Consider the following 460-nt stretch of genomic DNA (forward strand, 5'->3'; position numbering starts at 1 on the left):
CCGACACAGTGGTCTTGTCGGCGGTGAGGGTCGCTACGACTTCGCTGATGGTGTCGGTGATCTGCACCGAGGCGTTGCCACCCAGTTCCAGGTTCTCGAAGGTCTTGCCATCGACGGCAGCATCGGTGATGCCGACGGTCAGGGTATCGCCGTCCTTGAAGACGTCATCACCTTGGGCCTTGGCTTTGTACTCGGTTTCGGTCTGACCGGCTGGAATGACGACTTTGTCGCCGTTCGACAGGGTTACGGTCAGGTCGTGGTCGAGCTTCTGGCTGACCTTGATGGTGAAGGCGGGTTGCTGGTCTTCGGTGACATCGCCTTTGCCGACGATGGTGACGGTGACTTTGTCGCCCTGGTTGTCGGTGCCTGGAGTGCCGGTGCCTGGCTCGTCGGTCACGGTCGTGGTGACCGAGTTGTCGCCGAGGGTCAGCTTCTCGAAGTTATCCGCGCCGCTGACGCT

1 protein-coding gene is annotated in these 460 nt (G+C 61.1%); it reads right to left on the minus strand.

The annotated features are described in order from the left end of the window. The coding region (locus OH705_RS26855) for an immunoglobulin-like domain-containing protein (RefSeq protein WP_267303385.1) at nt 1-460 on the minus strand (460 nt) is incomplete at both ends.

The organism is Pseudomonas sp. BJa3 (assembly GCF_026343815.1).
Lineage (GTDB): Bacteria > Pseudomonadota > Gammaproteobacteria > Pseudomonadales > Pseudomonadaceae > Aquipseudomonas > Aquipseudomonas soli.